Consider the following 6,787-nt stretch of genomic DNA (forward strand, 5'->3'; position numbering starts at 1 on the left):
TCCATGTCATCAACCTACGCGCTACCAATCAAAAACCCTCCAATACATCCCACATAAATATACATGACCATGAATGTATACCTTCATAATATGAGCGCTGTGACTTAGTTATTAATGAGTAAGATTTCTATTGATTTGACGTCATGTTGACGATTATTTTTGGTGGATAGCTATAAAACGCATTGGTGCTGGCATCAATTAGACATGAAATAGTGCAGGCATCAATCAGAAAAACATTTGCAACTATATATTTTGTTTGGAACTCAGGGTCTTGTTTTACAGTTCCAGTTTGCTGATCATTTTTGCAATCGATCATTAGCGGATTACCATCTCGGTGTATCACTACAACAGAGGGGATTTTTATATTATCTAGCCTGTCCTCATCATTAACAAAGCTGCAAGTTGTGTTATGTCCGATTTCATTCTGCGTTCGCATATCTACGCGCTGAGTTGTGCCGTTACCAAAACTAGCGCATCCAGCCGAAAAAATACAAACAAGCATTGAAAATATAAATTTATTCATTAATTTCCCGTTATAAAGATTGTTTATTTTGTGGCTATTCCTCAACAAATTGGCCGATTATAACACCGCAAATCAGTGTTTTTTCATCAATCTGAATAGTTGGGTACTGTGGGTTTAAGGGCTTTAAATACCGACTTCCACCATCTTCTCGGTATTCTGTATAGGTGACTTCATTGCTGCCTGGTATTTTTGCAATTACCTTGCAGCCGTTCATGCATGATGGATCTTACTAAAATCACGGCTTTTGATTGGGATGAAGGAAACTTTCGCAAAAACGACAAACACGGCTTTTCAATGACTGAAGTAGAGCCTTAGATTGGGGGGTGAGGTAACCAACCCCAACATTTTTAACCGGTTTGGCCTTTGTTGGTTGCCGATGGTTTTATTGGACACGATGTCTTGCTTTCATAGTCGGCTGGTAACTGAACGATTGTCGTGTTGGGGTTCCTATCGCCACCCCAACCTACGCGCTGAATGGGTAATTTCGATCCAAAAGATTCATTCGTTCACCAAATACTGATGACAACTGATTGTCTGAAAGTGGACTATCAATATTCGCGACAAAAACTTTCCTGATTACGTATAAGTTTCAGCCTGCTTGAATCCCGAAAAGGTTTTGTGTCGCTATCGCGATGCTCATGTAAAGCCGGGTCCCGCTGCAATTCAATCTTGCCAGGGATTGATGACGTCAAGCTCAGGGTAATTGAAGTCCCGTACATTGCGAGTCACCAGTTTCAACCCATGTGTGAGTGCCGTGGCTGCCAGTAGACTGTCGATAGCCGGGATGGGTCGGCCCATTTGGGCATTCAATCGTCCCCAACGATCAGAAACGTAGGCATCCACATTCAAAATCCGGCCGGAAAAAAACTGGGGCAGTTCCACTTCCAGCCAATCCAGCAATTTGAGCTGGCGATCGTCATTGACCAGCGAATCGATCCCTTTACGGATTTCTCCCAAGGTTAATACACTGAGGTAAAGCGTGGTGGCGGGGCGTTGTTCGAACCATTCGATGACGCCTTTATTGGGGTCACGGCGACGCAATTCCGATAAGACGTTGGTATCGATCAAATAACTCACAGTTCGAGCTCTCGGGTCAGACTGACATCGCGTTCAATAACGAGATCGTCCTGATCATATAGAGGTGAACTGCGCATGAACTCAACCAGCGATTGGCGATTACCCGTGAGTCGGTCGTAGTCGGCACGTGAGAGCAGTACAGCAACAGAACGACCGTGATGGGTAATTTCCTGCGGCCCATCCTGTTCGGCGCTACGTAATACAGTGGAAAGACGTGCTTTCGCCTCCTGAATTTGCCAAGTATGCATAATCAACCTCCAATTCTGACTAGTCTAGTCCAATTTTAGGCGGTAACTATTTTAAAAGCAAATCATGCCTTCTGACTGCACCCGGATTCTGAGCATCGCCATTGATTAGACTAAGCAGGTATTCCCTTCGGTAAAAGGTAATCTGGTAGGGCATTGGAAAGCCCAATAATGTAAGAAATGCGTATCCAAAATCGCGAATATGAAGCAAACGAAATGATTGGCGGTAATGGGCCAGTTACCTGTCCATCGCTGAAAATTGGTGACTGTTTCTTGATGGCCGTTAACTAACGCTGGTAATATTGAGATGATCAACTGAAAAACCGGTTTTAACCCACTGGCTTAATTAAAAGTGCGACGACAATTGCGGCCAGGATAAGAGAAACGCTTTTCCAAAAAACCAGCGGATTGCGTTCCATAAGAGGCGGACGAGTTTTAGTTAGAAATACTTGGTTTGGATGACGTAGATCAAAAATAAATTCGGATAATTCCTGGTAACGTTTATACGGATTCGGCTGTAAGGCTTTCCTGATGGCATCATCAACCCAGGCCGGTATCTCATGTCTATCATCAAGTACTGAGTGATAGATCAATCTGTTTTGTGCCACTTTTGTACTGGCTTTTGCCACTTCAGCGCCATAAGGCAGCTTGCCTGTCAGCATTTGATAAGTGATGACACCCAAAGAAAATAGGTCCGAGCGAGTCGTGCCGCTTTCGCCTAGGAAATATTCCGGCGCGGTATATTGCGCTGTTCCGAGCAGATCATGTTGCTCAATTGGCGTTGTTATTTCCATAATGCCTGCCACTCGGGTCGATCCAAAATCAATGATCTTCAGCGTGCCTGTGCTGTCGATCATGATATTGTTGGGCCGTAAATCCTGATGCAGCATTTCCAGTCGATGAAAAGCCCGCAAGCCTTTAGCAATCTGTTCGACAATGCCGCGCACGGTTTCCAGCTCGGGTCTAGGGTTGTCGGTCATCCATTGCGATAGCGTCTGACCATCAATGAATTCTGTGACAATATAGAGATAGTGTCGTTTACGGGTCTGCCAGCAGGGCTTCAGTACATGGGCACTATTGATACGCCGAGCAATCCACTCTTCCATCAAAAATCGTTCCAGATATGCCGGGTCACCCCGCAGATCAATAGAGGGGGTTTTTATAATGACTTGCGTACTGGTTTCAACATCGAGCGCCAGGTAAACATGACTGCGACTGCTGGCATGTACCTGTCTGATGATTTTGTAACCATCGAAATCCATCCTGGCTTCCAATGGCGGGGGAAACGTTAGCTCGGTTAATTGCTGATAAATTTCAGTGACATCATGACTGGGTAATTCATCGACCCTAATGATCTGAACGGTAAGGTTATCTATACTGCCTTGTTGGAAGGCTTCATCGACAATCACTTGCGCCGCTTTATCCAAGTCATTTGCATTTTGCTGGATGGTTTTGATGATGAATTCAGCTTTAACATATTCATACACGCCATCGGTCGCGCAGACAAAAATGTCGTCTGTTTGTAACGGTAAGGCCTGATAATCAATTTCAACTTGCTGATCGATACCCAAAGCACGGCTAAGATGACTTTTATCCTGCGAAACCCAAAACCGATGATCAGTGGTTAATTGTTCCAGTGCATTACCATGTAATTGATAAATCCGCGCATCACCTACATGAAAAATATGCGCGGTGGTAGACTTGATAACCATGGCGCTAAAGGTGCACACATAGCCTTTGTCTTTATCGTAGCGGTACTGACTTTGTCGGGTTTGTGAATGTAGCCAGGAATTGGTTGCCATCACCACCCGCTGAGCGGATTTCCTGACAGACCAAGCTTCCGAAGTGCAAAAATAATCTTCTAAAAAGCCCGTAACAGCCGCTTGACTGGCAAATTGACTGACAGCGCTGCTGCTAATCCCATCAGCCAGCGCAATGGCGATGCCTTTTGAGGTTAACAAGGGTTCTTTGGGGCTATAAACACCGTAAAAATCCTGATTAATGGACTTACGACCTTTGTCTGAGTGTTGGCCTACACTAACTTTTAATTGACTTGGCATGTTGTAGCTTTAGAACTTAAAGCCTCAGCCGTCTAACTGAGGCTTTGCGAATTGAGTTCAAACATTACAAAGAACGTTTGGCTGCTGTTCTTACGTGCGTGGTGTAAAGCGTAAGTCCGGTAAAGGCCAGACCGCCAACCAGGTTACCCAAAACAGTCGGAATTTCATTCCAGACAAAGTAATCCATAATCGAAAAATCACCGCCCATGATCAACCCGGATGGAAACAAAAACATATTGACAACAGAGTGCTCGAAAGCCATCGCGAAAAACAGCATGATAGGCATCCACATCGCAATTACCTTACCGCTGACCGAGGTGGAAATCATTGCACCGACTACCCCCATTGACACCATCCAGTTGCATAACATGCCACGAATGAAGATGGTAAACCAGCCGGCCACACCATATTTAGCATAACCTACTGTGCGAGCTTCACCGATTTTGGCGATCTTTTGCCCCACAGCATCCGGTTCAATAGAAAAACCGTAAGTAAACACAAAAGCCATCATGAAAGCGACTGTCAATGCGCCTGCGAAATTGCCGACAAATACCAAGCCCCAGTTTCTTAAAACGCCGCTCATGGTGACACCGGGTCTTTTATCAATCAAAGCCAACGGCACTAATACAAACACACCGGTTAGTAGATCGAAACCCATCAGATATAGCATGCAAAAACCTACTGGAAACAGGATAGCCCCCACCAGCGGCGAGCCAGTCTGCACAGCGACAGAAATTGCAAATACCGCAGCCAATGCGAGGATAGCGCCAGCCATATACGCTCTGATTAGGGTATCTCTGGTTGACATGAAAATTTTGGATTCACCGGCATCCACCATTTTTGTAACAAATTCCGCAGGGATTAAATAAGACATAGTTTCCTCTAATTCAATGATTAATACAGGCAGTTCCACTAAGAACCAATAAGGCAAAAAAAAGGCGCTTTTGCCCCCAAGAGGGTAAAAGCGCCTTTGCTTAAAAAACCTTATCGTTGTACAAGCGTATTTTGTGCCAAGTTTTAGCTATCTTAATAAATCATTGATATACAACAATAATCACTACTCATTATTTTGACTGGGAATAAAAAACAAAACTACTGTATGCGTTAAGATGGTGCATAGCGGTGTGGTTTTAGTGCAAAGGCGCTAAATGTTTCGAGTCACTCGCGCGCAGCTGCGGAGATTCAGAGTCATGAACGCACATTGTCGCCGAAGCCAAGCTAAGCACGATTTCGTGCAGATAGATTAGGTCATTAAGCTGAATAGCATGGACTATTAAACTAATCGAATCTTATCGGGCTACATTGGAACAACCAGCCGTTATTGCAGACTAAATTACGGCAACTTACTCTTCATTTTTGCGGCATGATGATTGCTATAGGTTCTGAAATGATTTATTTCAGTCTTTATGTGCTTTTTAACATGACTCAGGTGACAGACATGGCTATCAGCGTCTTCGATATTTTTAAAATCGGTATCGGTCCTTCCAGTTCACATACGGTTGGACCCATGCGGGCAGCGATGACATTCGTGACTCAACTGGAACAGCAAGGCCTTCTCCAGCAAGTTAAACAGCTTAAGGTTGAGTTATTTGGTTCTTTGGGCGCAACCGGCAAAGGTCATGGTACTGATAAAGCCGTGTTACTGGGGCTGGAAGGCGAACAACCTGATTTAATCGACCCGGCGATCATTCCCGCGCGTCTACAAACCATTCAGGAAACAGGCATTATTAAGTTGTTGCAACGTTACCCGATTGCATTCAATGAAAAAACCGCCTTGCTGTTTCACCGAAAAACCTTGCCCTATCATGCCAACGGCATGCGATTTACAGTTTTCGACCCAGCCGGCACTGAAATACACAAGGCCGATTATTATTCAGTCGGCGGCGGATTTGTGGTCACCGAAACGGATGCGGCCAGCGATCGGGTAACACATGATGACACTCGCCTGCCTTATCCATTCAGAACCGGCGCTGCATTACTCAAGCTGTGCGCAACCCATAACAAACCCATCAGCGACTTGATGTTGAGTAATGAAAAGGCCTGGCTAAGCGAAACCCAAATTCGACATAATCTGCTACATATTTGGCAGGTGATGCAGGCTTGCGTGGAACGCGGCACTCACGAAGAAGGCATATTGCCTGGCGGCATGAAAGTCAGACGTCGGGCCGCCAATCTTTATCGACAATTGAGCGGCGAAATACCTCGGCAAACGCCCAATTTACCAGTAGGCACCATGGACTGGGTGAATTTGTTCGCCTTGGCGGTCAGTGAAGAAAATGCGGCGGGCGGCCGGGTAGTCACAGCCCCCACCAATGGTGCGGCCGGCATTATTCCAGCGGTATTACATTATTACTGGCGCTTTTGTGAAGATGCCAATGAAGAAGGTGTAATTAGGTTTTTATTAACCGCAGCGGCGATTGCCATCCTGTACAAAGAAAACGCCTCACTATCCGGCGCTGAAGTTGGCTGCCAGGGCGAAGTCGGCGTCGCTTGCTCGATGGCTGCCGGAGCCTTGGCCGAGGTGTTGGGCGGTACACCGGCTCAGGTCGAGAATGCCGCTGAAATCGGCATGGAGCATAATTTAGGTTTGACCTGCGACCCCATAGGCGGCTTGGTGCAAGTACCTTGCATCGAACGCAACGCCATGGGCTCAGTTAAAGCGATCAACGCAGCCCGGATTGCTTTACGCGGCGACGGCACGCATTTTGTCTCGCTGGATAAGGTGATCAAGACCATGCGCCAAACCGGTGCTGACATGAAAACCAAATACAAGGAAACCTCACGCGGCGGGTTGGCGGTTAATTTGATTGAGTGTTAAGGATTTCGCCAAAATTAACTTCCTCCTATGGTTCCCATGCTCCGCGTCAATGCCATTAAGTTAA

At 45.9% G+C, this 6,787-nt stretch carries 7 protein-coding genes; 1 reads left to right on the forward strand and 6 read right to left on the reverse strand.

The genetic code is table 11. The annotated features are described in order from the left end of the window. Nucleotides 1-127: 127 nt before the first annotated feature. The 6 genes from A1359_RS22330 to A1359_RS08240 form a co-directional block, all read right to left on the reverse strand. The gene (locus A1359_RS22330; protein ID WP_157200506.1) at nucleotides 128-523 is read right to left on the reverse strand and encodes a hypothetical protein; all 396 of its coding nucleotides are present in this window, start codon (nucleotides 521-523) and stop codon (nucleotides 128-130) included. Nucleotides 524-557: 34 nt separating this feature from the next. Continuing rightward, nucleotides 558-737, reverse strand: a complete 180-nt coding sequence (locus A1359_RS23630) for a LexA family protein (protein ID WP_066980817.1) — start codon at nucleotides 735-737, stop codon at nucleotides 558-560. Between the two features lie 449 nt (nucleotides 738-1,186). Then, nucleotides 1,187-1,600 carry a type II toxin-antitoxin system VapC family toxin gene (locus tag A1359_RS08225; RefSeq protein ID WP_066980820.1) on the reverse strand — a complete coding sequence of 138 codons (414 nt, stop codon included), beginning with the start codon at nucleotides 1,598-1,600 and terminating at the stop codon, nucleotides 1,187-1,189. Continuing rightward, nucleotides 1,597-1,848: a type II toxin-antitoxin system Phd/YefM family antitoxin gene (locus tag A1359_RS08230; protein ID WP_066980822.1), complete on the reverse strand. Its 252-nt coding sequence runs from the start codon at nucleotides 1,846-1,848 to the stop codon at nucleotides 1,597-1,599. Before A1359_RS08230 ends, A1359_RS08225 begins: the two co-directional genes overlap by 4 nt. Nucleotides 1,849-2,174: 326 nt before the next feature. Beyond that, nucleotides 2,175-3,905, reverse strand: coding sequence for a bifunctional protein-serine/threonine kinase/phosphatase (locus A1359_RS08235; protein ID WP_066980825.1), 1,731 nt, complete (start codon nucleotides 3,903-3,905; stop codon nucleotides 2,175-2,177). A gap of 64 nt (nucleotides 3,906-3,969) precedes the next feature. Next, nucleotides 3,970-4,779, reverse strand: coding sequence for a formate/nitrite transporter family protein (locus A1359_RS08240; RefSeq protein WP_066980828.1), 810 nt, complete (start codon nucleotides 4,777-4,779; stop codon nucleotides 3,970-3,972). A gap of 564 nt (nucleotides 4,780-5,343) precedes the next feature. On the opposite strand from A1359_RS08240, the gene A1359_RS08245 reads away from it, so the two are divergent. After that, complete coding sequence (locus A1359_RS08245) at nucleotides 5,344-6,723, forward strand: L-serine ammonia-lyase (protein WP_066980831.1); 1,380 nt, start codon at nucleotides 5,344-5,346, stop codon at nucleotides 6,721-6,723. Nucleotides 6,724-6,787: the final 64 nt, after the last annotated feature.

The organism is Methylomonas lenta (assembly GCF_001644015.1).
Taxonomy (GTDB): Bacteria; Pseudomonadota; Gammaproteobacteria; order Methylococcales; family Methylomonadaceae; genus Methylomonas; species Methylomonas lenta.

Coding starts and splice junctions, on each gene's coding strand:
- A1359_RS23630 (WP_066980817.1), bottom strand. CDS start 737: ATGAACGGCTGCAAGGTAATTGCAAAAATACCAGGCAGCAATGAAGTC.
- A1359_RS08235 (WP_066980825.1), bottom strand. CDS start 3,905: ATGCCAAGTCAATTAAAAGTTAGTGTAGGCCAACACTCAGACAAAGGT.
- A1359_RS08245 (WP_066980831.1), top strand. CDS start 5,344: ATGGCTATCAGCGTCTTCGATATTTTTAAAATCGGTATCGGTCCTTCC.
- A1359_RS22330 (WP_157200506.1), bottom strand. CDS start 523: ATGAATAAATTTATATTTTCAATGCTTGTTTGTATTTTTTCGGCTGGA.
- A1359_RS08230 (WP_066980822.1), bottom strand. CDS start 1,848: ATGCATACTTGGCAAATTCAGGAGGCGAAAGCACGTCTTTCCACTGTA.
- A1359_RS08240 (WP_066980828.1), bottom strand. CDS start 4,779: ATGTCTTATTTAATCCCTGCGGAATTTGTTACAAAAATGGTGGATGCC.